25 protein-coding genes are annotated in these 23938 nt (G+C 71.3%); 13 read left to right on the top strand and 12 right to left on the bottom strand.

All coding sequences use genetic code 11. The features are described from left to right. Positions 1-10: 10 nt before the first annotated feature. Complete coding sequence (locus tag QFW96_RS10100) at positions 11-1132, bottom strand: glycerate kinase (protein WP_281455318.1); 1122 nt, start codon at positions 1130-1132, stop codon at positions 11-13. A 16-nt stretch (positions 1133-1148) separates the two neighbouring features. After that, positions 1149-1949: a hydroxypyruvate isomerase family protein gene (locus tag QFW96_RS10105; protein WP_281455319.1), complete on the bottom strand. Its 801-nt coding sequence runs from the start codon at positions 1947-1949 to the stop codon at positions 1149-1151. A gap of 61 nt (positions 1950-2010) precedes the next feature. Between QFW96_RS10105 and QFW96_RS10110 the strand changes: the two genes are divergently transcribed. The 9 genes from QFW96_RS10110 to QFW96_RS10150 all read left to right on the top strand — a co-directional run bounded on the left by QFW96_RS10110 (position 2011) and on the right by QFW96_RS10150 (position 8831). Continuing rightward, positions 2011-2259, top strand: coding sequence for a hypothetical protein (locus QFW96_RS10110; RefSeq protein ID WP_281455320.1), 249 nt, complete (start codon positions 2011-2013; stop codon positions 2257-2259). Positions 2260-2269: 10 nt separating this feature from the next. Further along, entirely contained in the window at positions 2270-2632 is a 363-nt protein-coding gene (locus QFW96_RS10115; RefSeq protein WP_281455321.1) for a helix-turn-helix domain-containing protein, read from the top strand. A gap of 172 nt (positions 2633-2804) precedes the next feature. Beyond that, positions 2805-3305, top strand: a complete 501-nt coding sequence (gene uraD, locus QFW96_RS10120; RefSeq protein WP_281455322.1) for a 2-oxo-4-hydroxy-4-carboxy-5-ureidoimidazoline decarboxylase — start codon at positions 2805-2807, stop codon at positions 3303-3305. After that, on the top strand, positions 3302-3646 hold the full coding sequence (uraH, locus tag QFW96_RS10125) for a hydroxyisourate hydrolase (protein WP_281455323.1): 345 nt from the start codon (positions 3302-3304) through the stop codon (positions 3644-3646). Before uraD ends, uraH begins: the two co-directional genes overlap by 4 nt. 3 nt (positions 3647-3649) lie before the next feature. Beyond that, entirely contained in the window at positions 3650-4540 is an 891-nt protein-coding gene (gene pucL / locus QFW96_RS10130; RefSeq protein WP_281455324.1) for a factor-independent urate hydroxylase, read from the top strand. Between the two features lie 384 nt (positions 4541-4924). Beyond that, a complete protein-coding gene (locus tag QFW96_RS10135; RefSeq protein ID WP_281455325.1) occupies positions 4925-6265 on the top strand; it encodes a nucleobase:cation symporter-2 family protein in 1341 nt (446 codons plus the stop codon). A 181-nt stretch (positions 6266-6446) separates the two neighbouring features. Continuing rightward, positions 6447-7502: a S8 family serine peptidase gene (locus QFW96_RS10140; protein WP_281455326.1), complete on the top strand. Its 1056-nt coding sequence runs from the start codon at positions 6447-6449 to the stop codon at positions 7500-7502. A 187-nt stretch (positions 7503-7689) separates the two neighbouring features. Then, entirely contained in the window at positions 7690-7908 is a 219-nt protein-coding gene (locus QFW96_RS10145; protein WP_281455327.1) for a hypothetical protein, read from the top strand. Positions 7909-7916: 8 nt separating this feature from the next. Further along, on the top strand, positions 7917-8831 hold the full coding sequence (locus QFW96_RS10150; protein WP_281455328.1) for a serine/threonine-protein kinase: 915 nt from the start codon (positions 7917-7919) through the stop codon (positions 8829-8831). On the opposite strand, the gene QFW96_RS10155 is transcribed toward QFW96_RS10150, so the two are convergent. Beyond that, positions 8828-9142, bottom strand: a complete 315-nt coding sequence (locus QFW96_RS10155) for a hypothetical protein (RefSeq protein WP_281455329.1) — start codon at positions 9140-9142, stop codon at positions 8828-8830. The genes QFW96_RS10150 and QFW96_RS10155 overlap by 4 nt on opposite strands. A 203-nt stretch (positions 9143-9345) precedes the next feature. Between QFW96_RS10155 and QFW96_RS10160 the strand changes: the two genes are divergently transcribed. After that, on the top strand, positions 9346-10005 hold the full coding sequence (locus QFW96_RS10160; RefSeq protein ID WP_281455330.1) for a DUF742 domain-containing protein: 660 nt from the start codon (positions 9346-9348) through the stop codon (positions 10003-10005). Between the two features lie 4 nt (positions 10006-10009). Here QFW96_RS10160 and QFW96_RS10165 read toward each other — a convergent pair whose 3' ends face one another. The 3 genes from QFW96_RS10165 to aceB all read right to left on the bottom strand — a co-directional run bounded on the left by QFW96_RS10165 (position 10010) and on the right by aceB (position 13896). Further along, positions 10010-10711 (bottom strand): protein phosphatase 2C domain-containing protein, encoded by a 702-nt coding sequence (locus QFW96_RS10165; RefSeq protein ID WP_281455331.1) that lies wholly within the window; start codon positions 10709-10711, stop codon positions 10010-10012. Positions 10712-11002: 291 nt separating this feature from the next. Beyond that, a complete protein-coding gene (locus QFW96_RS10170) occupies positions 11003-12247 on the bottom strand; it encodes a DUF6986 family protein (RefSeq protein ID WP_281455332.1) in 1245 nt (414 codons plus the stop codon). A 62-nt stretch (positions 12248-12309) separates the two neighbouring features. Then, positions 12310-13896 carry a malate synthase A gene (aceB, locus tag QFW96_RS10175; RefSeq protein ID WP_281455333.1) on the bottom strand — a complete coding sequence of 529 codons (1587 nt, stop codon included), beginning with the start codon at positions 13894-13896 and terminating at the stop codon, positions 12310-12312. Positions 13897-14123: 227 nt separating this feature from the next. Between aceB and QFW96_RS10180 the strand changes: the two genes are divergently transcribed. Beyond that, on the top strand, positions 14124-14897 hold the full coding sequence (locus QFW96_RS10180; RefSeq protein ID WP_281455334.1) for an IclR family transcriptional regulator: 774 nt from the start codon (positions 14124-14126) through the stop codon (positions 14895-14897). A gap of 63 nt (positions 14898-14960) precedes the next feature. Here the strand turns inward: QFW96_RS10180 and QFW96_RS10185 are convergent, their stop codons facing one another. The 6 genes from QFW96_RS10185 to glmS form a co-directional block, all read right to left on the bottom strand. Beyond that, positions 14961-15602 carry a DedA family protein gene (locus tag QFW96_RS10185; RefSeq protein ID WP_281455335.1) on the bottom strand — a complete coding sequence of 214 codons (642 nt, stop codon included), beginning with the start codon at positions 15600-15602 and terminating at the stop codon, positions 14961-14963. Beyond that, positions 15599-16072: a tRNA (adenosine(37)-N6)-threonylcarbamoyltransferase complex ATPase subunit type 1 TsaE gene (tsaE, locus tag QFW96_RS10190; protein ID WP_281455336.1), complete on the bottom strand. Its 474-nt coding sequence runs from the start codon at positions 16070-16072 to the stop codon at positions 15599-15601. Before tsaE ends, QFW96_RS10185 begins: the two co-directional genes overlap by 4 nt. After that, on the bottom strand, positions 16069-17163 hold the full coding sequence (locus QFW96_RS10195) for an alpha/beta fold hydrolase (protein ID WP_281455337.1): 1095 nt from the start codon (positions 17161-17163) through the stop codon (positions 16069-16071). Before QFW96_RS10195 ends, tsaE begins: the two co-directional genes overlap by 4 nt. Positions 17164-17290: 127 nt before the next feature. After that, complete coding sequence (gene alr / locus QFW96_RS10200; RefSeq protein WP_281455338.1) at positions 17291-18442, bottom strand: alanine racemase; 1152 nt, start codon at positions 18440-18442, stop codon at positions 17291-17293. A 165-nt stretch (positions 18443-18607) separates the two neighbouring features. Next, a complete protein-coding gene (locus tag QFW96_RS10205) occupies positions 18608-20131 on the bottom strand; it encodes an NAD(P)H-hydrate dehydratase (protein ID WP_281455339.1) in 1524 nt (507 codons plus the stop codon). Positions 20132-20283: 152 nt separating this feature from the next. Beyond that, positions 20284-22146 (bottom strand): glutamine--fructose-6-phosphate transaminase (isomerizing), encoded by a 1863-nt coding sequence (gene glmS / locus QFW96_RS10210; RefSeq protein WP_281455340.1) that lies wholly within the window; start codon positions 22144-22146, stop codon positions 20284-20286. 153 nt (positions 22147-22299) lie between these two features. Here glmS and QFW96_RS10215 point away from each other — a divergent pair, with 153 nt between their 5' ends. Further along, positions 22300-23133 (top strand): dienelactone hydrolase family protein, encoded by an 834-nt coding sequence (locus QFW96_RS10215; RefSeq protein ID WP_281455341.1) that lies wholly within the window; start codon positions 22300-22302, stop codon positions 23131-23133. A gap of 52 nt (positions 23134-23185) precedes the next feature. Then, positions 23186-23926 (top strand): hypothetical protein, encoded by a 741-nt coding sequence (locus QFW96_RS10220; RefSeq protein WP_281455342.1) that lies wholly within the window; start codon positions 23186-23188, stop codon positions 23924-23926. The last annotated feature ends 12 nt before the right edge of the window (positions 23927-23938 follow it).

Genomic DNA, 23938 nt, shown 5'->3' on the forward strand with positions numbered 1-23938 from the left:
TTCGTCGTCTCTACAGGTGGGCCTTCGCGAGCTTCGCGGCGAGGGTGGTGAGGATGGGGGCCGGGTCGGCCATGCAGCGCTGCGGGTCCGGTTCGACGTCGAGGAGGGCGTGGGCGGCGTCGATGCCCGCCTCCGCGAGGCGTTCCGGGGTGAGGTCGCAGCGACCCGCGATGGCCACGACCGGGATGCCGGCCGCGATCGCGCGGGCCGCGACACCGGCCGGGGCCTTGCCGTGCAGGGTCTGCTCGTCGAGCGCGCCCTCACCGGTGATGACCAGTCCCGCCCCGTCGAGGTGGCGGTCGAAGTCCACCAGGTCCAGCACCACGTCCACGCCCGGCCGCATCGTCGCGCCCAGCGCCGCCAGCGCGGCGTAGCCCACGCCCCCGGCGGCGCCCGCGCCCGGCTGATCGGCGACGTCCCGGCCGCCTGCGGCCTTCATGACCTGCGCGTACTTGCCCAGCGCCGCGTCCAGCAGCTCGACCTGCTCGGGGTTGGCGCCCTTCTGCGGGCCGTAGACGTGGGCCGCGCCGTTCGGGCCGGTGAGCGGGTTGTTCACATCGGACGCGAGGATCAGCTCCACCTCGCCCAGCCGCGGGTCGAGCCCGGACAGGTCGATCTCGCCGACGTTGGCCAGCGGCCCGCCGCCGGGCGCGACCGGGTTCCCGTTGGTGTCCAGGATTCTCGCGCCGAGCACGGTGAGCAGACCGGCCCCGCCGTCGGTGCAGGCGCTGCCGCCGACGCCGAGCACGATGCGCCGGGCGCCGGTGCTGAGCGCGGCCAGCAGCGCCTCCCCGGTGCCGTCGCTGGAGGCGCCGAGCGCGTCGAGGTCGTCGGGGTCCAGCAGCGCCAGGCCGGAAGCGGAGGCGAGCTCGACCACGGCCGTCTCGCCGTCGTAGGCGATCTCGGTGTCGACCGGGTACCCGGTCGGGCCGCTCACCGGCACCGTCATCCGGGAGTACCCGGCCGCCAGCGCGGCTTCCACGGTGCCGTCGCCGCCGTCGGCGACGGGCGCGAGCCGGACCTCCACGTCCGGGCGCTCGGCGCGCAGCCCGGCCGCGACGGCCTCGGCGACCTCCGGCGCGGTGAGCGTTCCCTTGAACTTGTCCGGTGCGATGAGAACGGGACCGGGCAACTGCGTCCTCCTTGGTTCAGCGCGAGATCCAGCCGAAGGATTCGGTGCTGGCGCCGCTGGGTCGGTACTCGAGTCCGATGTGGCCGGTGTAGCCGACCTCGTCGAGCCTGGTGAAGTAGTGGTCGAAATCGATCGATCCGGTGCCGGGTTCGCCGCGTCCCGGCGAGTCGGCGATCTGCACGTGCCCGATCGCCTCCGGGCGCTCGTCGAGCACCGCGTCCGGATCGTCCCCGTTGGTGACCAGGTGGTACAGGTCGAACAGCAGGTGGACGTCGTCCACCCCGCCGGCCTCGCGCACCCGGTCGACGACGGCGAGCCCGTCGGCGGCGGTCCGCAGCGGATGCGCCGGGATCCCGCTGACCGGCTCGATGAGCACGGTACCGCCGATCCGGGCGACGCTGCGCGCGGCGCGCACCAGGCTCTCGGTCGCGATCTCGTCCTGGGCGCGCGGATCCACCCCGTCGATCCGGTTCCCGTAGAGCGCGTTGAAGGCGCGGCAGCCGAGCCGCTCGCCGATCTCGCAGAGCACGTCGATGTTGGCCGCGAACTGCCCGGCCCGGTCGGGATCGGACAGCACTCCGCGCTCACCGGCGGCCAGGTCGCCGCCGAAGAAGTTCAGTCCTACCAGCGACACGCCCGCGTCGTCGATGGCGCGGATGAACTCCTCGACCTCGGACTCGGCGGGCACGGGCGTGTCGAAGGGCCACCAGAACTCGACCTCCTCGAACCCCGCGGCCTTGGCGGCGGCGGGGCGTTCGAGCAGATCGAACTCGGTGAACAGGATCGACAGGTTGACGTCGAATCGGTCCGTTCTCATCGGCTTCCCGTGTGGGTCGTGTCGGCGACCGGACGCTACCGTCTCGACAGGGAGGTCGGTCATGATGCTGCGCGCAGAGTTCACCACGGAACCGTTCGAGGGGGAAGGCGAGCCGCCGGCGCACGCGCTGGCCGCCCGCGACTGCCTGCTCGCCGCGGGCCTGGATCCGGACTTCGGTCCGCTGGGCACGGCGATCACCGCGGACCGCGAGCGGTTGCTGCCCGCGCTGGCGGAGGTGCTGGACAAGGCGCTGGCGGCGGGGGCGAGCCGGATCACCCTGCAGGTCACCGCCGACGGCGACCAGGTCTAGGCTGGTCGCGATGCATCCGCTGGCTCACGCGATCGCCCCGCTGCTGGAACAGATCGGCGGCACCGCCGTACCCGTCGACCAGCGGGAACCCGGCGACATCGTGCTCCACTGGGAAGGTTCCCCGGCCGTGGCCGTGCGGGTGCCCGGGCAGGAGCTCACCAGCGCCCTGGACCGGATGATCCGCGCGGTGGAGACCGAGCTCGGCGCCAAGCTGCCGGACCTGCCCCGCCCGGAGAAGCAGAAGGCGGTCCGGCTGCTGGAGGAGCGCGGCGCGTTCAACATGCGCAAGTCCGTCGAATCGGTCGCCAAGGCGCTCGGCGTCAGCCGCTTCACGGTCTACAACTACTTGAACCGGGAGCAGTCCGAGGGCTGACCTCGCGCACCTGGAGTTCACTTCCGCATCATCGTTAACCTGGGTTTTTCAACAAACTGTTGACACCCCGTCAGGCCAGTCGTAGCTTTTTGCGCACCGGACCGGCACTGCGGTCACCGGGTTCGCCCGGGACCATCCAGCCGGCATGTGAACCACTTCAGCGGAGAAGCGCATGGCTACGACCACCGGTGTGCAACGGCTCAACGACTCGTCCCGAGCCGATCTCATCGACAGGCTGCTGAGCTGCCTGGACATCACCCGATGGGCGGCCGACGTCGCCGACGCGCGCCCCTTCGCCGACGCCGAAGCCGTGCTCAAGGCCGCCGACGTCGCCGCCCCCGGACTCACCGACTCCGAGATCCACCAGGCCCTGGCCGCGCACCCCCGGATCGGGGAGCGCCCGAAGGACACCGGCCGCAGCGCCGAGTTCTCCCGCAGCGAGCAGGCCGCGGTCGGCGACGACCTCGCCGAGGAGCTGCGGGCCGCCAACCTGGAGTACGAGGAGCGCTTCGGCCACGTCTACCTGGTGTGCGCCAGCGGCCGCAGCGGGGAGGAGCTCCTGGAGATCCTGCGCTCCAGACTCGACAACACCCCGGCCGACGAGCTGCGCATCGTCGACTCCGAACTCCGCAAGATCGCCGCGCTGCGGCTGGCGAAAGAGATCGAAGCATGAGCGCTGTGACCACCCACGTCCTCGACGCCGCCCAGGGCAAGCCGGCGACCGGCGTCGCCGTCCGGCTGGAGACCGCCGACGGGAAACCCCTGCCCGACGGGACTCCGGCGGCCACCGGCCGGACCGACGCCGACGGCCGCTGCCGCGACCTCGGCCCCGACCGCCTCGACGCGGGCGACTACCGGCTGACCTTCAACACCGGCGAGTACTTCGACCAGCGGGGTACCGCGACCTTCTACCCGGAGGTGGCGATCACCTTCCGGATCACCGATCCCGAGCAGCACCACCACGTTCCACTGCTGCTGAGCCCGTTCGCCTACTCCACCTACCGAGGGAGCTGAATCATGGGCATCTCCATGGGCCCGAACCAGTACGGCAAGGCCGAGGTCCGCATCGTCACCGTGGACCGCTCGACGCCGCGGCACTCCATCAAGGACCTCAACGTCAGCAGCGCGCTGCGCGGTGACCTCGACGCGGTGCACCTGACCGGCGACAACGGGAACTGCCTGCCGACCGACACCCAGAAGAACACCGTCTACGCCTTCGCCAAGCAGGAGCCGATCGGCGAGATCGAGGACTTCGCGCTGCGGCTGGGCAAGCACTTCGTGTCCACCGCCGACGGCATCACCGGCGCCCGCATCCTCATCGACGAGTACAACTGGCAGCGGATCCCGGTCGAGGGCACCGGCCACGACCACTCCTTCTCCCGCGCCAACGACGAGAAGCGCACCACCGCGGTCACCATCGACGGCGACCGGGCGCACGTGGTCTCGGGCATGAAGGACCTGGTGGTGCTCAAGTCCACCGGATCGGAGTTCTGGGGCTACCCGAAGGACCAGTACACGACGCTGGCCGAGACCAACGACCGCATCCTGGCCACCGCTGTCACCGCTCGCTGGCGCTACCTGAGCACCGACGTCGACTGGGGCAAGAGCTTCGAGTCGATCCGCGCGACGATGCTGGAGGCCTTCGCCACCACGCACAGCCTCGCGCTGCAGCAGAGCCTCTACGAGATGGGCAAGGCCGCGCTGGAGAAGCACCCCGAGCTGGCCGAGGTCCGGCTCTCGCTGCCCAACAAGCACCACTTCCTCGTCGACCTCTCCCCCTTCGGCCTGGAGAACGACAACGAGGTCTTCTTCGCCGCGGACCGCCCTTACGGCCTCATCGAGGGCACCGTCCGCCGCGACGACGTCGAAGACGCCCCGATGGCCTGGTACTCCCTCGCGGAGTTCTGAGACTCCTCCACTGGACCGGCTCGTCTTGCGCAGCGGTGCAGGTAGCGGAACCTCAGACGCCGTCTGGACTCCGTGCGCCACTCCTGATGCATGCCAATGCACGGCGTCGCGGCGTACTCGCCAGACAACGTCTGAGAACCCGCGGCGGTGCAAGTTGCGAGGGTGGGATCTGCACCTCGCGGCTCCGCCGCTTGCGCTCGCACCACGCTCACGAGCCATGAAACACCTTGGTAACCAAGGCGTTCCGAATGGGACGCCCGGTCCGCCGTGCCCAAAAGTCCACTGTGGATCGTAATTGCGTTGCAACACAACGAAAACCCGGAAAGAACAGCTAGTGCCGATAGTGACGTGAATTCAAGAACCGGCGGGCTTGGGAGCTAGAGCATGGCCAGAACCGACACCGGAAGCGCAGTGCACCCGGTCGACGAGGTACTACCACCGACACGACTCATCGCCTTCGGCGTGCAGCACGTCGCGGCGATGTACGCGGGAGTGGTGGCACCACCGCTGATCGTCGGCGAGGCCATCGGCCTCCCCCCGTTGCAGATGACGTTGCTCATCGGCGCCAGCCTGTTCACCGCGGGCATCGCCACGGCGCTGCAAGCCCTGGGCGTGTGGAAGATCGGCGCCCGGATGCCGTTCGTCAACGGTGTGACGTTCGGGTCCGTGGCGCCGATCCTCGCGATCGTCGCCCAGCAGAGCGGGTCGGCCAACCCGCTGTCGGTGGTCTACGGATCGGTGCTCATCGCCGGTGTGCTCGCCTTCGTGGCGGCACCGTTCTTCTCCCGGCTCGTGCGGTTCTTCCCGCCGGTGGTCAACGGCACCGTGATCACCCTCATCGGGCTCTCGCTGATGCCGGTGGCGATCAAGTGGATCGCCGGTCAGGACAGCGACGCCCCCGACTACGCCGCACCCCAGAAGATCCTGCTCGGCGCCATCACGTTCGTGCTGGTGCTGCTGTTCAACCGCTTCCTCACCGGGTTCCTCAACCGGATCGCACTGCTCATCGGCCTGCTCGCGGGCACCCTGATCGCCTGGCCGATGGGTCTGATCGACACCAGCACCTTCGAATCCGCCCCGCTGTTCAACCTGCCGATGCCGTTCGAGCTCGGCGCCCCCGCCTTCAGCCTCACCGCGACGCTGTCCATCTGCATCGTGATGCTCGTGGCGATGATGGAGAGCACCGCCGACATGATCGCGCTCGGCGAGATCGTGGACCGGCCCGCCGACGAGAAGACCATCGCCGCGGGCCTGCGCGCCGACGGCGCGGGCAGCGCGATCTCCGCCCTGTTCGGCGGTTTCACCTGCAGCGCCTTCGCGCAGAACATCGGCCTGGTCGCGCTGACCGGCGTGCGCAGCCGCTTCGTGGTCGCCACCGGCGGCGGCGTGCTGGTGCTGCTGGGGCTGTTCCCGGTGGCGGGCGCGGTCGTCTCGCTGGTGCCGCAGCCGGTGCTCGGCGGCGCCGCGCTGGTGCTGTTCGGATCGGTCGCCACCAGCGGCATCCGCACCCTGAGCACGGCCGGTCTCGACGACCCGCGCAACGGGCTCATCGTCGCCGGAGCCCTCGGGCTCGGCCTGATCCCGGTCGTGGCGCCGTCCTTCTACGAGCACTTCCCCGCAGCGCTGCAGACCGTCCTCGACTCCGGCATCAGCACCGGCTGCATCGCCGCCCTGCTGCTGAACCTGCTGTTCTCCCAACGACAGAAGAAGACCGAGTTGGCCTAGCGCCGGAAATGCCGGGTGCCGCACGGTTTTTGCCGTCACTTAACTGAGATGTTCACAGTCCGCATTGCTCCACGCGCATGAATATCGGCTCGTGAACGGAGCCATTCACAGTTGCGCGGGAAACCATCGCCGACCGGGCTCGTTGATCCTCCAAATGCCGCGCCAACCCCAAGGAACTCGTATGCGGATGCGGAGCCTGATCACCACGAGCCTGGTCGGCTTATCACTGGTGGCCACCCCAGCGAGCGCCGGCGCCGCCGCCGGTGACCCGATGATCGACAAGCAGTGGGGCCTGCAGCAGCTGCACGCCCCCGAGGCATGGGCGACGAGCACGGGATCCGGCCAGACCATCGCGGTGGTCGACACCGGCGTGGACCTCGGGCACCCCGAGTTCGCCGGGAAGCTCGTCCCGGGCGCCACCTTCTCCTGCGGCGGAGCCCCGGCACCCTGCGGCAACGGCGACTGGACCGGCACCGACGGCGTCGGCCAGGAGACCGACGTCCACGGCACGCACGTCGCGGGCATCGCGGCTGCGGCCGCGGGCAACGGAGTCGGCGGCGCGGGTGTCGCCCCGGACGCCGAGATCATGCCGATCAAGGCGCTGGAGAACGGTACGGGCACGTTCGAGGAGATCGGGGCGGGCGTGCGCTACGCCGCCGACCACGGGGCGAACGTGATCAACCTGAGCCTGGGCGCCCAGCCGGGCATCCAGGTGCTGACCCTGCTCGGCCTGCAGTCGGCCACCAAGGACGCCATCGCCTACGCCCGCGACAAGGGCGCGGTCGTGGTGGCCTCGGCCGGCAACGAGACCTCGCCGCTGTGCGACACCCCGTCCTGGGAGCAGGGCGCGCTGTGCGTGGCGGCCACCGACGCCGACGAGATGCACGCCGTCTACTCCAACCTCGGCGTCAAGCTCAACCTGCGGGCCGTCTCGGCCCCGGGCGGGTCCTCGCTCGGCGACTGCGACGCCGACGTCTGGTCCACCGTCCCGCGCGGGGCGGGCAGGCCGGAGTGCGGGCAGGCCGACTACGACGCGCTCGCGGGCACGTCGATGGCCGCCCCGCAGGTCGCCGGTGTCGCGGCGCTGCTCGGTGCGCAGGGACGGGACGCCGCCGACGTCGAGGACGCGCTGATCCACACGGCGCGGACCCCGGTCGTCGGTCTGCGCGGGGTCTACAACCCCGTCTACGGCTACGGCGTCGTCGACGCCGCGGCCGCGGTCGCCTACCAGGGCTGACCTCCGCTCCCCCCGGAAGCCGCGGCTGGTAGTAGCTCTCGCTATTACCAGCCGCGGCTTTTCATTCGCTGCGCGAAGCGCTTTTCATTCGAAATCGGTCGCATGAGCCACTCGATCTACGGAAGAATGGTCCGATGGGTTGCCCCCGAGTGGCCCGAATGATCATGAAATCCCCCGGGAGCGTGCAGTGGACCTTTCCAAGCTGTTCAACATGGTGTCCCCCGCGAAGCAGCATCATTCGCGCGGCAGCAGCGACCACCGCCGACGGCGCCACGACAGCAGCGACGACCACCGCCGTCGTCGCGACAGCAGCGACCACCGCCGCTACCGACGGGACAGCAGCGACGACCACCGGCGTCGCCGGGACAGCAGCGACCACCGCCGTCGCCACCGCAGCCACAGCTGATCTCCGCTGTGCTGATCGATTCGGTGACCTCGTCCTACTACTACGGAGAACCGGAGCAGGACTGGGGAACGCCCGGAGCGCCGCTGGCGCCCGGCGATTCCCTGGCCTCCGGCTACCACGTCGTCGACCACCTGCGGCGCGGCAGCCGCCTCGACGTCTACGACGTCTGGAGCGAGCAGCGGTCCTGCCGCTGCATCGCCAAGACGATCCGCCCCGAGCGCGCCGGCGATGAGCGCGCGATCGCGTGGCTGCGCAACGAGGGCGTGCTGCTCACCCAGCTCACCCACCCGCACCTGGTGCGCGGCTACGAGATCGTGCGCAGCAACGAACCCGAGCGTCCGGTGGTGATCACCGAGACGTTGCCCGGGCACACGCTGAGCTACCTGATCAGCGCGCTGGGCAAGCTCCGGCCCGCCGACGCGGCGGTGCTGGGCATCCAGCTGTGCTCGGTGCTCGGCTACCTGCACGGGCACGGCTGGGCGCACCTGGACGTGAAACCGTCGAACGTGGTGGAGATCGGCGGCCGCGCGGTGCTGCTGGACCTGAGCCTGGTGTGCCGGATCGGCGAGAAGAGCTCGGCGGGCACTTTCGACTACCTCTCCCCGGAGCAGGCCCGGGGCGAGCGGATGTCACCCGCCGCCGACGTGTGGGGGCTGGGAGTGACGCTCTACGAGGCGTTGTCGGGCACCACGCCGTGGGCGTCGGCCTCGCACCGGGAACGCACCGCGGGCGGCAGCAGGCACTACCCGCAGCGCGACGAGCAGGCGGCCCCGCTGCGCACCCACCGGAGGCTCCCCGCGATCCTCTCGCGCACCGTCGACGCCTGCCTGACGCCGGACCCGAAGTCGCGCCCGAGCATCGCCGAGGTCTCCGCCCGGCTCGTCGAGTTCTCCGGCGTGGACCCCCGATCCGTGGGGACCTAGCGGCGGCGGAAGGCGATCGCGCTCGCCACGACGGCGGTCGCGAGAGCGAGCTGGCCACCCCAGACGATCTTGTTGACGCTCACGGCCGGGTGCCAGGAGACCGTCCCGTCGGCCCTGATGGAGAACGCGCCCAGCGCCCGGCCGCGCACCGCTCCGCCACCTCCCGACTCGTCGTCGCGGCCACCCCAACCCCCGGCGAGCTGCACCTCGCCGACGGGGACGAGCGTGGTGTCGCCCTGCCGCACGGGCTCCCCGAAGATCTGGTGGTCGCCGAGGTGGCCCTTGAGCCTGTCGAGCACGTCCTTCTCCATGTCCGATCCCTTCGCGTGACGTCTGCGAGCAGTGTGCCCGGCTCGCCGCGTAACACGCTGTGCACATGACCGGAACGCGTGCGTCACGACCCCCGGCCTCGACGTCCGTATTTTCGAGGGCTGTCGGATTTCGCGATCACGAGGAGGAATGACGTGAACACCCTCCGCGTTCTGGGGAGCTCGGGCGTTCTGGGGAGCATGCGATGAGCAGGAAGCGCGTGGTCGGCCGGACGGGCGCGCGGTTCGGCTCGGCCGCGATGCGCGAGACGTGGGAGGGGGCCGAGTCGGAGGAGGACCTGCTCCCGCCCGACGAGGACGACTCGATCACCGAGCTCTCGGGTGCCCGGTTCGGCTCCCCGTCGCTGCGCAGACGCTGGAAGCGCGAGGCCGAGCGAGCCCGCGAGCCCGTGGAAACCGAAGCGCTGCAACCGGTTCCGCCACCACCGGAACCGGGGTCCGAACCCACCGAGCTGATCGAGGCCAGGCCCGTCCCGCTCCGGCCCCTCCCGGAGACCGAGTGGGACGAACCGCCCGCCTCGCTGATCCGCCCGTACGCGCACACCGCCGGTCGCACCCGGGCGCGCCGGTCGCTGCCGCTGGAGGCGCTGATCTCCGCGACCGGCCGCTGCCCGCTCGACGACCGCCCGCCGGAGTGGCGGACGATCGCCGGGTTGTGCGCGGCGCCCCGGTCGGTGGCCGAGATCTCGGCGACGCTGTCGATCCCGGTGGGCGTCGCGCGCGTGCTCATCTCCGACATGGCCGACTCGGACGCGGTCACCGCCCACGACACCGCCGGAGGCGGCGGCCCGGTGCCGGACCACGCGCTGATGCAGCGCGTCCTCGAAGGACTGCGGCGGCTGTGACGACCTAGCGGATGTCGACGACCACGGCGGTGACGTTGTCGTCGGCGTCGTGGTCGAGGGCGGCTTCGACGAGCGCGTCGCAGATCTGCTGCGGTTCGGCGTCGGTGCCCAGCAGCGCGGCGAGTTCCTCGGGGGTTTGGGCGTTGTAGAGCCCGTCGGTGCACAGCAGGACGCGGTCGCCGGGCTCGACCGGCACCTCGGCGTGGTCGACCTCCACCTCGGGCCCGACGCCGATGGCCCTGGTCAGCACGTGCCGGTACTGGTGGTTGCGGGCCTCGTCGTCGGTGACCCGGTGCGCGCGCAGCAGCTCGGCCGGGACCGTGTGGTCATCGGTGAGCTGCTCCAAGTTCCCGTCGCGCAGCCGGTAGAGCCGGGAGTCGCCGACGTTGAGCGCCACCGCTCCGGCGTCCTCGGTCATGGCCAGCGCGACGACGGTGGTCCCCATCGACGTGCCGTCTCTGTTCGCGCGCTCCCACACCACCTCGTTGGCCCGCCGCACCGCCTCCAGCAGTCCGGAGGTCGTGCGGTCCTCGGCGAAGGCCTGCTCCAGCGCGTCCAGCGCGAGCCGGCTCGCGACGTCGCCCTGGGAGTAGCCCCCGATCCCGTCCGCCACGGCGAACAGCCCCTCGGCCACGAGCGAGGAGTCCTGGTTCGTCTCCCGGCCACCGACGCGCGTGCTGCTCCCCGCCAGAACTGTGCTGGTCACGGCATATCCCTTCCTAGGCGGTGCTGCGGCCCAGGAACACCGCACCGTCGCGAGACCAACGCCCGCCACGACCACTCCCGGATGCCCAACAGCTCGTACAGCCCAAGAGCATGGACCCGCACCCCCGCGAAATCCCAACCCCACACGCCCCCGCACCCAACCCGAGACAAAAACCCGGCGTTCACCCGATCGAAAACCCCGGTTTTCGTCGCGCGAAAACAGCGGTTTTCGCGCGACGAATCCGATGGTTCTCGACCTGGTCCGGGGTGGTCCGGGGTGTCGGGAGTGGGGTCAGAGGCGGCCGAGGGCGCGGAGGTCCGGTTCCGGGAGGCCGGTGAGGGCCTTGACCTCGTCGGCGTCGGTGGCGCCGTTGTCGAGGGCGCGGACGAAGGAGGCCGCCAGGGCGCGGGCCGTGGCGGGTTCGTCGAGGACCTCGGCGGACCCGGTGCCGGTGTAGGCCGCGAGGCGGGCCGCCTCGGCCGGAGCCGAGTCGCGGAACGCCGCGAACACCGCCGCGTAGCGGGTCACGAGCTGGGCCGGGTGCAGGTCCCAGCCCTGGTAGAACCCGTGCTCCAGGGAACGCCGCACCAGCCCGTAGTGGGTCTGCCAGCCGTGGACGACCCGGTCGCCGACGGGAAGCACGTTGGTCGAGCCGTCGGACAGGAACACGCCGGTGCCGGCCGCTGCCACCTGCATGGCGTGCCGCGCGTAGTCGCAGGCGCGGTGCGCGAGGTGCTGGTGCGCGGCGGTGAGCCCGCAGGACGCGGTGTAGTCGTAGGTCCCGAAGTGCAGGCCGGTCACCCGCCCGGCCCCGGCGCGCAGGAAGCGCGGCAGCGCGAAGCGACCCTCGGAGTCCACGATGGACTGCGTGGTCTCGACCTGGATCTCGAAGCGCAGCGCGCCCTCGTCGAGCTCGAACCGCTGCTCCAGCAACCCGAGGATCTCCACGAACACCTCGACCTGCGCGACGTCGACGACCTTCGGGAAGGTCAGCACGAACCCGTCGGGCACGCCGCCGGTGCGCGCCAGCAGCGCGGTCAGGAACAGGTCCAGCGTCCGCACCGAGCGCTCGCGCAGCTCGGGCGTGTCGTAGGACTTCACGCGGAGCCCGAAGTTCGCCGGTGCCACGCCGTCTCGCAGCCAGTCGGCCACGACCGCGGCGGTGCGCACGGCGTCGTCGTCCTCGGCGTCGGCGAGGTACCCGTCCTCGAAGTCGATCCGCAGGTCCTGCACCGGGGAACCGGCCAGCTTCGCGCGGATCCTGGGGTGCACGGCTTCGGCGATCGCCGAGGTCAGGCCGAGGATCTCGGCCAGTCTCGAGGGTGTGGCGGCGTGCTCGTCGAGCACCGCCAGCGCCTGATCGGCCCAGTCCCGCAGCACGGTCGCCCCGACCTTGTCGGCGGGGACGTAGCAGGTGTGCACGGGTTGCCGGTCGGAACGAGCACCCGGGTAGGTCCGCGCCATGTGCTCGTCCACAGTGGATAAACGAGCGAGCCGCCGGGCGACTTCCGCGGAATCCAACGAGGTTTCAGCCACTTGCACCCTCCCTAGAGACAAAGCGGGGGCACCGGTGCGCCCGGTACCCCCGCGATGACAACTCAGTCGATCTGCTCGTACGCGGGCAGCGTCAGGAAGTCGACGAACTCGTCGGCCACCGCCACCTGCTCGAACAGCTCCACGGCGCGGGAGAGGTTCTCCGTCGGGAACCCGGGCTCCGCGCGCAGCGCCTTCTCCGCGTCCGCCAGCGTCTGCCGGACCAGCTCCAGCGTCACGGTCTGACCGTCGGCCAGCTTCACGCTGTTGTGCAGCCACTGCCAGAGCTGCGAACGCGAGATCTCGGCGGTCGCGGCGTCCTCCATCAGGTTGTGGATCGCCGCGGCGCCGTTGCCGCCCAGCCAGGACACGATGTAGCGGACACCGACGTCCACCGCGCCGCGCACGCCCTCGATGGTCTTCTCACCGGGGGTCTCCGACACCGCGAGCAGCTGGTCGGCGGTGACGGTGACGTCGTCGCGCTTGCGGTCGATCTGGTTCGGCTTGTCGCCCAGGACCGCGTCGAACTCCTCGAAGCAGATCGGCACCAGGCCCGGGTGCGCCACCCAGGAACCGTCGAAGCCGTCGCCGGCCTCGCGCTTCTTGTCGGCGTGGACCTTCTCCATCGCCGCGGCGTTGGAGTCGTCCTTGGTCGGGATGAACGCGGCCATGCCGCCGATGGCGAACGCACCGCGCTTGTGGCAGGTGCTCACCAGCAGCTCGGTGTAGGCGCGCATGAACGGCGCGGTCATGGTCACCGCGTTGCGGTCCGGCAGGATGTACTTGTCGGAGTCGCGGAAGGTCTTGATGACGCTGAACAGGTAGTCCCAGCGACCGGCGTTGAGGCCCGCGGAGTGGTCGCGCAGCTCGTAGAGGATCTCCTCCATCTCGAACGCGGCCGGGTAGGTCTCGATCAGCACCGTGGCGCGCACCGAGCCGTGCGGGATGCCCAGCTCCTTCTGCGCGTGGGTGAACACGTCGTTCCACAGCCGCGCCTCGAGGTGGCTCTCCATCTTCGGCAGGTAGAAGTACGGGCCGCTGCCGCGGTTGATGAGCTCCTGGGCGTTGTGGAAGAAGTGCAGGCCGAAGTCGACCAGCGCGGCCACGACCGGCTTGCCGTCGACCTCGATGTGCTTCTCGTCGAAGTGCCAGCCGCGCGGGCGCACCAGCGGGACGGCGTGGGTGACGTCGTCGCGCAGGGTGTAGGACTTGCCGCCCGGGACGTGCAGCTCGATCTGCTTGCGGACCAGGTCGAAGAGGTTGACCTGACCGGAGACGACGTTGTCCCAGTGCGGGGTGTTGGCGTCTTCGAGGTCGGCCAGCCAGACCTTCGCGCCGGAGTTCAGCGCGTTGATGGCCATCTTGCGGTCGGTCGGGCCGGTGATCTCCACGCGGCGGTCGGCGATGTCGGCCGGCGGCGCGGCGACCTGCCAGTCACCCTCGCGGATGTGCTTGGTCTCCTCGAGGAAGTCGAGGCGACCCTTCTCGGCGGCTTCCGCGCGACGCTGCTTGCGGCGTTCGAGCAGCTCATCGCGCCGAGCACCGAAGGCGCGCTGCAGACCGGCCACGAACTGCAGCGCCTCGGCGGTGAGGATCTCGTCGCCGCGCTCGACGGCGCCGCCGAGGACCTTCACCCCTGCCGTTTCGGACATGAATCGTCCACCTCTTTCTGCTGCCGGATTTCAGACGGTGGCTGAGGGCTCACCTTGCCGCGTGACGAGCCGGCGCGCACCCGCGAGCAGGGCCGTCACAAGCGGAGAACATCCACATGAAATTCTGCATCGTGGATGTTAGTTTCCACATAGCGTCAAAAGCAACATGAGCTTGCGCACGCGCCACGAACTAGACTTCGGCTGGATCCACAAGAGGGAGTTCTGCGATGACCACTGGCCCACGGCGGGCGAACCAGGGCGGAGGGGTGCAGTCGGTCGAGCGCACCTTCGAGCTCCTGGAGCTGATGGCCGATGCCGGCGGCGAGGTCGCCCTGTCCGAGCTGGCCGACAAGTCCGGACTGCCGCTGCCGACCATCCACCGCATCATCAGGACCTTGGTGAACAGCGGGTATGCCCGTCAGCAGCCTTCGCGGCGGTACGCGCTGGGCCCGCGGCTGATCCGGCTCGGCGAGACCGCCAGCCGCGCGCTGGGCTCCTGGGCGCGGCCGTACCTGGCGGAGCTGACGGAGGTCACCGGCGAGTCGGCGAACATGGCCGTCCTCGACGGCACGCAGATCGTCTACGTCGCCCAGGTCCCCTCACCGCACTCGATGCGGATGTTCACCGAGGTCGGCCGCCGGGTCGACGCCCACGCCACCGCCGTCGGCAAGGCCGTCATGGCCACCATGCCCGCCGACGAAGTCACCCAGCTGCTCTCGCGCACGGCGATGAACCCGCAGACCGAGCGGACCATCACCGACGTCGAGGCGATGCACGAGGAGCTGGGTCGCATCCGAGAGCAGGGCTACGCCGTCGACGACGGCGAGCAGGAGGTCGGCGTCCGCTGCTACGCGGTCGCGGTCCCCGGCGCCCCGGCCGGCGCGGGCATCTCCATCTCGGGCCCGGAAGGCCGCATGACCCGCATCGCCACCGACGAGATCATCCCCGTCATGCAACGCCTCGCCCGATCCCTCTCCACGGAGCTCAGCGCCACCGCCTGACCAGCGGCCCCCTCCCGCACCCGCCGACCGCGAAGCCACCTCGCCGACGGGTTGCTCCCGATTTCAATGGAAGTCGGGTTCCTGATTCCCATTGAGATCGGAGACCCGACTTCCGTTGAAATCGCGGCGACGGCGGGACCACCAGAGCAGCGCGACGACGACCGCGGCCAGGGCCAGGACCGGGAGGCCGAGGAGGCCGACAGTGGTGCGGACGTGGTCGTAGGCGTCGCCCGAGTAGGCGCCGAGGAGGGTCAGGCCCGTTCCCCAGAGGAGGCCGACCGGGGTGTTGCAGGCCGTGAAGCGCACGTGGGACATGCCCGAGCGGGCCGCCAGGCGCGGGACGAGGGTGCGCACGACGGCGAAGCACTGGGAGATCGCGGCGGTGCGCCCGGCCCGCCCGTCCAGGGCGGATTCGACGCGCTTCACGCGGGCCTCGCCCACCCGCTCGACCAGGCGCCGGTTCAGCGCGCCGGGGTGGGAGCCCCGGTAGAAGCCGTGCTGGCAGCCGAGGACCGTGGCCGCCGAGGCGCCGAGCGCCGCCGCCCACACCGGCAGGGCGCCGTGCCCGGCCAGCCAGCCCAGCGCCAGGACCGTGCCCGACCCGGGCAGGAAGACCCCGATGAGCAGCCCGGACTCGGCGAACAGCACCGCCGCCGCGACCGCCAGCGCGAGCAGACCGGGGAACCCGGCCAGGAACTCCGTCACCCGCTGAGCTCGCCGAGCCGTTCCGGCCAGCCCTCGCCGTGCGGCTCCAGGGTGAGCTCGCGGACGTCGTCCTGCCTGCGGCGCAGCCGCAGCATCAGGTGCGTGTCGGAGAGCTGGTCGGCCAGGCCCTCGCCCCACTCCACCACCACGACGGCGTCGGTGAGGTCGGTGTCCAGGTCGAGGTCGTCGATCTCCTCCAGCCCGCCGAGCCGGTAGGCGTCGACGTGCACCAGCGACGGCCCGTCGGTCTCCGGGTGGTGCACCCGGGCGATCACGAACGTAGGCGAGGTGATCCGGCCGGTCACACCCATGCCCGCCGCGATGCCGCGGGTCAGCACGGTCTTCCCGGCACCCAGCGGTCCGTCGAGCAGCAGCAGGTCGCCGGCGCGCAGCGCGGCGCCCAGCCGTCGGCCGAACTCCAGGGTGTCGGTTTCCTGCGGCAGTTCCACGGTCTTCAGCGCGGCGCTCAACTCCCGGTCCCCTTCTTGAACTTCATCCCGGTGGCGCGCCGCAGCATAGCCACGATCTCGTTGGTGACCAGCTCGGGGCGTTCCAGCATCACCGGGTGCCCGGCGCCCTCGACCTTCACCAGCGTCGCGTCCGGCAGCTCACCGGCCAGCACCTCGGCGTGCGGGGAGAACGGCGTGAGCTTGTCGACGTCGCCGCTGAGCACCAGCACCTCGCAGGTGTTGAGCGCGGCCAGGGCCTTCTTGCGATCGTGCAGGCTGATCGTCTCCAGGAAGTCGGTGACGACCTCGACGGAGGTGGCGCCGATCATCTCGGCCATCAGGTCCACCACCGCCGGGGACACCTTGCGGTCCCCGAACGACAGCGCGCGGATGATGCTCCACGCCAGCCGGTCGCCCATCTTGCGGGTGCGCTCGACCAGGCCCGGGTTGAGCTCGGACAGCAGCGCGAGGCCGCGCGGGACGGGGTTGGCGCGGGACAGCCAGGTGCGCGGCAGCCCGGCTTCGCCGAGCTGACCGGCGGAGGTGCCGATGAGGGCCACCGCGCGGACCCGGTCGGCGAACAGCTTCGGGTTCTGCTCGGCCAGCGCCATGATCGTCATGCCGCCCATCGAGTGCCCGACCAGCGCGATCGGGCCGCGCGGGGCGGCGGCGCGCAGGACGGCGTCGAGGTCGCGGCCGAGCTGGTCGATGGTGCTGTTCTTCTTGCTGGAGTGGCCGGAGCGCCCGTGGCTGCGCTGGTCGTACTGCACCAGCCGCACCTTGGGGCCGAGCAGTCCGGGCAGGTCGCGGCGCTGGAAGTGCCAGCACCGGGAGTCCAGCGCGAAACCGTGCACGAGCACGACGGTCAGCGCGGGCTCGCCACCGGAGGCCGGGCCGATCTCCTGCACCGACAGCGGGACGCCGTCGTCGGCGGCGACGGTGGACTGCCGGTCCGGGCGCAGCCTGCCGAGGGGTTCCTCGACGAACGCCTCGTCGCCCTTGCGCTGCACGGCGGCGCGCGTGCTGTGCGCGGCCGCACCGACGGCGGCGCCGGTGACCGCGGCTCCGATCACCCCGCTCGTCCAGGCCAACGCCTGCCACACCGGTTTCACGTCGCCTCCAGTCGGCTCCAGCGGCGGAACGTGAAGATCGTTACAGAGCGCGGTGCCGATTGCCCAGCTCTGTGTGCGGTGCGCCCCACCACCGTCACCGAATCCTGGGCGAAATGACGCTTTCCGGTCATGTCCCCTCCGCTTCGGAGTTCACGACCGTCCGCGTCACGCGCGGCCGGAACATGCCGGTGACGATCTCGTAGTGGATGGTGCCGAGCTCGTCGGCCCACTCGGCGGCGGTCGGCTCGCCCCGGTCCCCGGGACCGAAGACGATCACCTCGTCGCCTTCGCGGACCTCGTCGTCGCCGCAGTCCACGACCAGCTGGTCCATGCACACCCGGCCGCGCACCGGCCTGCGCCTCCCGGCCAGCCACACGTCCATCCGGCCGGACAGGCTGCGCGGCACGCCGTCGGCGTAGCCGACCGGCACCAGCGCCAGGTTGGTGGCCTTCCGCGCGGTCCACGAGTGGCCGTAGGAGACGCTCTCACCTGCGGGGACGCGCTTGGTCAGGGAGACCGAGGAGCGGAAGGTCATGGCCGGGCGCAGGTCGTGATCACCGGCCTGCGGCACGGGGTCGAGCCCGTAGACGGCGATGCCCGGGCGGACCAGCTCGAAGTGCAGGTCGGGGCGGGTGAGCACGGCGGCGGAGTTGGCGAGGTGCCGGATCGGGTCCAGCCCGGCGGCCCGCGCCTGCTCGTAGGCGCGGGCGAAGCGCTCGGCCTGCATGTCGATCGACGGGTGGCCGGGCTCGTCGGCGCAGGCCAGGTGCGACCAGACGGCCTCGACCCGGATGCGCCCGGCGGCCTCGGCCTTCGCGGCGGCCTCGACCAGCGCGGGCCACAGGTCGGCGGGGCAGCCGCTGCGCGCCAGCCCGGTGTCGATCTTGAGGTGGACCCGCGCGACGCGGTCCTGCGCCGTTGCGGCGGCGACGATGCGGGCCAGCGTGGCCTGCGAGGACGCGGAGAGCTCGATGTCGGCGGCGATGGCCGGGCCGAACTCGTCGCCCTCGGTGAACAGCCAGCACAGCACCGGCGCGGTGATGCCGCCCTCGCGCAGCTGCAACGCCTCGCCGAGCGCGGCGACTCCGAGCCGGTCGGCCCCGGCCTCCAGCGCGGCGCGCGCGACGGTCAGGGCTCCGTGGCCGTAGCCGTCGGACTTCACGATCACCATCGTGCGCGCGCCCGAGTCGGCGGCACGGCCCGCGAGAACCCGGACGTTGTGGCGGATCGCATCGACGTCGATCCGCAGGTCGGCGCGGTACACGTGCTGGTCACTCATGGCCCGGTCATGCTCCCACATACGCCGTCCCGCCCTTCGCCCGACGTGGCCTTTCCCCAGCTCAACGCACTGACGGGACGACCCCCGAACGCGAAATCCACGCCACATCCCACCATCGTGTGGAATCCGCTCGAATCCCGCGCGAAGTTCGGACCTTCACGCGGGTCAGGCGTTCAGGGCGGCGTCCCGGACCGCGCGGATGGCCGCCGGGACCGCCTCCAGCAGGGCCGAGGCACCGATCGGGGCGCCGGCCTCGGAACGCGGGCCGTCGCCGGAGGCGCCGTGGGCCGCGATCTCCGCCGCCAGGGAGTGGACGTGGGCGGCGTAACCGCAGGCCAGCAGGGGTTCGACGCCGGTGGCGAGCAGCGCGCCGATGAGGCCGGTGAGCACGTCGCCGGAACCGGCCGTGGCGGGCCACGCCTGCCGGGCGTCGTTGACCAGGACCCTGCCGTCGGGGGCCGCGATGACCGTGGTGTTGCCCTTGAGCAGCACGAACGCGTCGCAGCGGGCGGCGACCTCGCGGGCCGCCCAGACTCGGTCGGCGCCGAGCTCGGCACCGGCCAGCCGCGCGAACTCGCCCGCGTGCGGGGTCAGGACGAGCGGCGCGTCCGGGTCGCGGGAGTCCCACATCGCGTCGTCGTCGGCGAGGATCGTGATCGAGTCGGCGTCGGCGCACACCGGCCGCCCGGACTCCAGCACGAACCGCAGCACGTCGCGGCCGCTGGCGCCGACCCCGATGCCGGGTCCGACCGACCACGCCTGCACGCGTCCGGCGTCGCCGATCGAGCCGGTCGCCACGGTCTCCGGCCAGCGGGCCCGCACCTCGTCGGCAGCGGGACCGGCGTAGCGCACCATCCCGGCGGTGGCCCGGACGGCGGCGCCGGTGGCCAGGACCGCCGCACCCGGGTAGGTCGCCGAACCGGCGGCGACGCCCACCACACCGGTGCTGTACTTGTCGTCCTCCGGGCCCGGGACCGGCCAGTTCTCGCCGATGTCGGCGGCGTCGAGCAGCGACAGCTCCGGTTCGGGCAGTTCCTCGGTGATGCCGATGCCGACGGCGATGACCTCGCCGGAGCGCACCGCACCGGCCCCGAGCACGTGGCAGGGCTTGAGCCCGCCGAAGGTCACCGTCAGATCCGCCGAGACGGCCGGTCCCTCGACGGCCCCGGTCATCGGGTCCACGCCGGACGGCAGGTCCACGGCCACGATCGGCACGATCACCCGCCGCACCAGCTCGGCCGCGACCGGCCGCAGCGGGCCGCTCCCGGACAGGCCCACGATCCCGTCGACGACGAGGTCCGCGCGCTCCAGCGCGTCGGCGGCCTCGGCGCCGATCCCGGTGGTGTCGGCGCCCGCGCCCTCGGCCGGAACCGCCCGGCCACCGGCGCGGCGGAGCCCTTCGAGCCCGGCCGCGTGGGTCTTCTCCGGCGCCAGCAGCACGGCGGTCACGCCGACGCCGCGCCGACGCAGGAACGCGCCCGCCCACAGCGCGTCACCACCGTTGTTCCCGGCCCCGACCAGCAGTGCGACCCGCCGCCCGGCGACGCCGCCGGTCTGATCGGCGAGCACCCGCGCGCACTGACCGGCCACCGCGTAGGCGGCCCGGCGCATCACGACGGGTTCCGGGGTCCGGGCGAACAACCGCTGCTCGGCGGCCCGAACCTGGTCAGGAGTCCACACGCCCTGCATCACGAGTCCTCTCGCCCGGGGACAAGATCCGCCGACAGTCTGCCCCAGGCCCGCTGCCACCTCCCGGGTGACACGATTTCAATGGAAACCGGGTCCCCGATCTCCATTGAAATCGGGGACCGGACTTCCGATGAAATCCGGACCCCCGGGGATCACTCGACGGTGACGGACTTCGCGAGGTTGCGCGGCTTGTCGACGTCGTAGCCGCGCGAACGGGCGATCTCCGCGGCCAGGACCTGCAGCGGGATCGTCGACACCAGCGGCTGCAGCAGGGTCGGCACGGCCGGGATGGTGATCAGCTCGTCGGCGAAGGGCTCGATCTCGTCGTCACCCTCCTCGGCGATCACGATCGTGCGAGCACCGCGCGCCTGGATCTCCCGGATGTTGGAGACCATCTTGGAGTGCAGCAGCGCCCGACCGGTCGGCGACGGCATCACGATCACGACCGGCAGCTGGTCCTCGATCAACGCGATCGGGCCGTGCTTGAGCTCGCCCGCGGCGAAGCCCTCGGCGTGCATGTAGGCGAGCTCCTTGAGCTTGAGCGCGCCCTCCAGCGCCACCGGGTAGCCGACGTGGCGCCCCAGGAACAGCACCGCCTTCGAGTCCGCCAGCTCCTTGCCGAGCTTGCGGACCTGGTCGACGGTCGACAGCGTCGCGCTCACCGCCTCCGGCATCGCGGCGAGCTCGTTGAACTCGCGCGCCACCTCGTCGGAGTACTTCGTGCCGCGGGCCTGCGCCAGGGCCAGCCCGACCAGGTAGTTCGCCGCGATCTGGGCGAGGAACGTCTTGGTGGCGGCGACGCCGATCTCCGGGCCGGCGTGGGTGTAGAGCACCGCGTCGGACTCGCGCGGGATCTGCGCGCCGTTGGTGTTGCAGATCGCCAGGACCCGCGCCCGCTGGGTCCGCGCGTGGCGCACGGCCTCCAGGGTGTCGGCGGTCTCACCGGACTGCGAGATCGCCACCACCAGGGTGTCGCGGCCCAGGACCGGGTCGCGGTAGCGGAACTCGCTGGCCAGCTCGACCTCGACGGGGATGCGGCACCAGTGCTCGATGGCGTACTTGGCGAGCAGGCCCGAGTGGTAGGCGGTGCCGCAGGCGACGATGAAGACCTTGGTGATGTCGCGCAGGTCCTGCTCGGTGAGCCGCTGCTCGTCGAGGACGACCTGGCCGTGGGCGAAGTGGCCGCGCAGGGTGTCGGCGAGCGCCGCGGGCTGCTCGTCGATCTCCTTGAGCATGAAGTAGTCGTGGCCGCCCTTCTCGGCGGCCGACAGGTCCCAGTCCACGCGGAACGGCTTGGCCTCGACCTCGGCGTTGTCGAAGTCGGAGACCCGGTAGCCGTCGCGGGTGATGGTCACGACCTGGTCCTGACCGAGCTCCACCGCGTCCCGGGTGTGCTCGATGAACGCCGCCACGTCGGAGGCGACGAAGTGCTCGCCCTCGCCGACGCCGACCACCAGCGGCGAGGAGCGCCGCGCGGCCACGATCGAGCCCGGCTCGTCGGCGTGCGTCACGACCAGCGTGAACGCGCCTTCGAGGCGTCGCGCCACGGCGCAGACGCTGGCGGAGAGGTCACCGGCGGTCGGCCCGGCCGCGTAGGCCGCGGACACCAGGTGCGCGGCGGTCTCGGTGTCGGTCTCGCTGGCCATCTCGACGCCGTCGGCCTCGAGCTCGGCCCGCAGCGCGGCGAAGTTCTCGATGATGCCGTTGTGCACCACCGCGACCCGGTCGGTCGAGTCCCGGTGGGGGTGGGCGTTGCGGTCGGTGGGTGCACCGTGCGTCGCCCACCGGGTGTGCCCCATGCCCGCGTTGCCCTCGAACCGGGAGCCGTCGCTCTCGGCGAGCTTCTTCTCCAGGTTCGACAGCGCTCCGGCCGCCCGCTCCACCGCGAGGCCGCCCTCACCGTCGAGCAGCGCCACGCCCGCCGAGTCGTAACCCCGGTACTCAAGTCGCCGAAGTCCGCCCAGCACGACTTCCAGCGCCTGGCGATGTCCTACGTAACCCACGATGCCGCACACGCGAGCCAGGGTAGCCATTCCGCCCGAACAGAACATGACGGAGCCCTGGTGACCCACGTCGCTCGAGGTTCTCCTACCCGCACCGCCGAGCAAGGCGACCACCGGATAACGGTTGACGCGCGCGTGCGCGTAGATCCGCTACCGTTGTCGACCATGGCGCGCAAAGCCAAGAAGCTGCCCTCCGCGAAGCACGCGTTCGTCGAGCTGTCCCGTCGTGGTCCGCACGACGTGCTGCACGGCGACATGGCCCTGGTCGGTCTGCCCGGCACGGTCTGCACCCCGCGCACGGGGACGGGTCTGCCCGCCGTCGTGTTCGGGCACGGCTGGTTGCAGCCGCCGCGCCGCTACCTGGCCCTGATGAGGCACCTCGCGAGCTGGGGCATCGTCGTGGTCTCGCCCGCCACCCACCGCGGCCCGCTGGCCTCGCACCGGCTCTACGCCGAGGACATGCGCGCCGCCCTGGACGTCGCGGTCGGCGTCCGGCTGGGCGAGGGCAAGATCAGCGTGGACGAGAACAAGCTCGGCGCCGCCGGTCACGCGATGGGCGGAGGTTGCGCCGTGCTGGCCGCGGCCGAGGATCAGCGCATCAAGGCGGTCGCCACCCTCGCCGCCGCCGAGACCCACCCGTCGGCCCTCGACGCGGCCCCGAAGGTCAAGGCCCCGGCCCTGCACCTCGCCGCCGCCGAGGACCTGCTCACCCCGCCGGTCGCCAACGCCGAACCGATCTCCCGCGCCTGGGGCGGCCCGGTGCAGCTGCGCACCATCAAGAAGGCCACCCACCTCGGCTTCACCGAGGGCGCGCACTGGTCCCAGCTGCTGCTGCACGGCAAGCCGGAGTACACCACCCAGCGCATCACCAAGGGCCTGCTCACGGCGTTCTTCCTCCGCGCCCTCGCCAACGACCGCCGCGGAGACCTCCTGCTCAACGAGAACATCAAGGGCAGCACCATCGACCAGGTCAACACCCACGGGAAACTCGCCGCGTAGACCTTCCCGGAACCCTCCCGGTGCGACGAACGGATGCGGGAGAATCCCGCCCATGACCTCGCCGCAGCCGCCCCACGGTCAGCCCCAGCAGCCCGGTGTTCAGCCACCCGGCTACCCGCAGCAGGGACTTCCACCTCAGGGCCATGCCCAGCCGGGATACCCCCAGCAGCCTGCTCATCCGCAGCAACAAACAGGTTATCCACAGGGTTATCCACAGCAGGCGGGACCGCAGCAGGGCGGTTCTGGTCCAGGCCGGATCATCGGGTTCCTCACGGCCGCCATCGCGATCATCGCGGGGCTCGTCGTCTTCTTCGACGGGATGGACAGCCTCCGCGGAATCGTGATGTGCGTGACCGGTGGACTGGTGTTGATCGCGGGCGGTGTCCTGCTGGTGCTGCGGTTCTGGTTCGCGCCGTTCGTCGTGCTCGGGGGCGGCGTCCTGCTGCTGGGGAACCTGGTGTGGGCGGTGATCTTCGGGCTGATGACGATGGACCGCGACGACACGATCGCCGAAGCGCTCCTCCCCTTCGCCGGGATCGCGACGTTCCTGCCCGGGCTGGTCGTCACGGTGCTCGCGTTCCTGCCGGTCGTGCGCAAGTCGCTCAAGCCCAGGCCCGGTGGTTCCCGCGCGGCGCAGCCGGTGCAGTTCGGCGGGTATCCCCAGCAGGGCGGGTTCGCCTACCCGCCTCAGCAAGCGGGATACCCGCAGCAGCAAGGATTCCCGCAGCAGCCCGGATATCCGCCGCAGCAGCCGGGTGGACCGCAGCAGCCGGGCGGCTATCCGCAGCAGTGACGAATCGGGCCG

Origin of the sequence: Saccharopolyspora ipomoeae (assembly GCF_029952525.1) — a bacterium.
GTDB classification, from domain to species: domain Bacteria; phylum Actinomycetota; class Actinomycetes; order Mycobacteriales; family Pseudonocardiaceae; genus Saccharopolyspora; species Saccharopolyspora ipomoeae.

What these genes read in the sequence shown, in the direction of transcription:
- QFW96_RS10105 (WP_281455319.1), bottom strand. Translation starts at nt 1,949, where the DNA reads ATGAGAACGGACCGATTCGACGTCAACCTGTCGATCCTGTTCACCGAG.
- QFW96_RS10110 (WP_281455320.1), top strand. Translation starts at nt 2,011, where the DNA reads ATGATGCTGCGCGCAGAGTTCACCACGGAACCGTTCGAGGGGGAAGGC.
- QFW96_RS10115 (WP_281455321.1), top strand. Translation starts at nt 2,270, where the DNA reads ATGCATCCGCTGGCTCACGCGATCGCCCCGCTGCTGGAACAGATCGGC.
- uraD (WP_281455322.1), top strand. Translation starts at nt 2,805, where the DNA reads ATGGCTACGACCACCGGTGTGCAACGGCTCAACGACTCGTCCCGAGCC.
- uraH (WP_281455323.1), top strand. Translation starts at nt 3,302, where the DNA reads ATGAGCGCTGTGACCACCCACGTCCTCGACGCCGCCCAGGGCAAGCCG.
- pucL (WP_281455324.1), top strand. Translation starts at nt 3,650, where the DNA reads ATGGGCATCTCCATGGGCCCGAACCAGTACGGCAAGGCCGAGGTCCGC.
- QFW96_RS10135 (WP_281455325.1), top strand. Translation starts at nt 4,925, where the DNA reads ATGGCCAGAACCGACACCGGAAGCGCAGTGCACCCGGTCGACGAGGTA.
- QFW96_RS10140 (WP_281455326.1), top strand. Translation starts at nt 6,447, where the DNA reads ATGCGGATGCGGAGCCTGATCACCACGAGCCTGGTCGGCTTATCACTG.
- QFW96_RS10155 (WP_281455329.1), bottom strand. Translation starts at nt 9,142, where the DNA reads ATGGAGAAGGACGTGCTCGACAGGCTCAAGGGCCACCTCGGCGACCAC.
- QFW96_RS10160 (WP_281455330.1), top strand. Translation starts at nt 9,346, where the DNA reads ATGAGCAGGAAGCGCGTGGTCGGCCGGACGGGCGCGCGGTTCGGCTCG.
- aceB (WP_281455333.1), bottom strand. Translation starts at nt 13,896, where the DNA reads ATGTCCGAAACGGCAGGGGTGAAGGTCCTCGGCGGCGCCGTCGAGCGC.
- QFW96_RS10180 (WP_281455334.1), top strand. Translation starts at nt 14,124, where the DNA reads ATGACCACTGGCCCACGGCGGGCGAACCAGGGCGGAGGGGTGCAGTCG.
- alr (WP_281455338.1), bottom strand. Translation starts at nt 18,442, where the DNA reads ATGAGTGACCAGCACGTGTACCGCGCCGACCTGCGGATCGACGTCGAT.
- QFW96_RS10205 (WP_281455339.1), bottom strand. Translation starts at nt 20,131, where the DNA reads ATGCAGGGCGTGTGGACTCCTGACCAGGTTCGGGCCGCCGAGCAGCGG.
- QFW96_RS10215 (WP_281455341.1), top strand. Translation starts at nt 22,300, where the DNA reads ATGGCGCGCAAAGCCAAGAAGCTGCCCTCCGCGAAGCACGCGTTCGTC.
- QFW96_RS10220 (WP_281455342.1), top strand. Translation starts at nt 23,186, where the DNA reads ATGACCTCGCCGCAGCCGCCCCACGGTCAGCCCCAGCAGCCCGGTGTT.